The 570-nt window shown below is 61.9% G+C and carries 1 protein-coding gene; it reads right to left on the minus strand.

The genetic code is table 11. From position 1 onward, the window contains the following. On the minus strand, positions 1 to 570 hold a 570-nt coding region (locus ABEA12_RS14980), incomplete at both ends, for a molybdopterin-dependent oxidoreductase (RefSeq protein ID WP_345468791.1).

The raw sequence follows: 570 nt of genomic DNA on the forward strand, positions 1-570 counted from the left end.
CGTGCTCGCGCGGAGGATCGAAACCGAACTCGTTCTCGATCGCGTCCAGGAACGCTGGGGGCATCTGCTCCCAGATACCCATGGTGCGATCCCCCTGGACGTTGGAGTGTCCGCGGATGGGGGAGGCCCCGGCGCCGGGCTTGCCGATGTTCCCGCGCAGCAGCAGCAGATTGACGATTTCCTTGATGGCCGCCACACCCTTTTTCTGCTGGGTCAGGCCCATGGCCCAGGTGATAATGACCCGTTCGGACTTCATGTAACGATCAGCCAGTTCATCGATCTCCTCGATACGCAGGCCAGTGGATTCAAGCACCGCATCCTCATCCAACCGGGCCAGGTGCGCCTTGAGCTCATCGATGCCCTCGCAGTACGTATCGATGAACTCTTGATCCAGCACGGTTCCCGGGTTGGCGTCTTCGGCATCCAGGATCCGCTTGGTAACGGCCTGCAGCAGCGCCATGTCTCCGCCCAACCGGACCTGCAGGTACTGATCGGCGATGTCGGTGCCGCGTCCGATGATGCCCTTGACCTTCTGCGGGTCCTTGTATCGCCTCAGACCGGCCTCGAGCA

Source organism: Paeniglutamicibacter antarcticus, from assembly GCF_039544305.1.
In the GTDB taxonomy this organism is placed as follows: Bacteria; Actinomycetota; Actinomycetes; order Actinomycetales; family Micrococcaceae; genus Paeniglutamicibacter; species Paeniglutamicibacter antarcticus_C.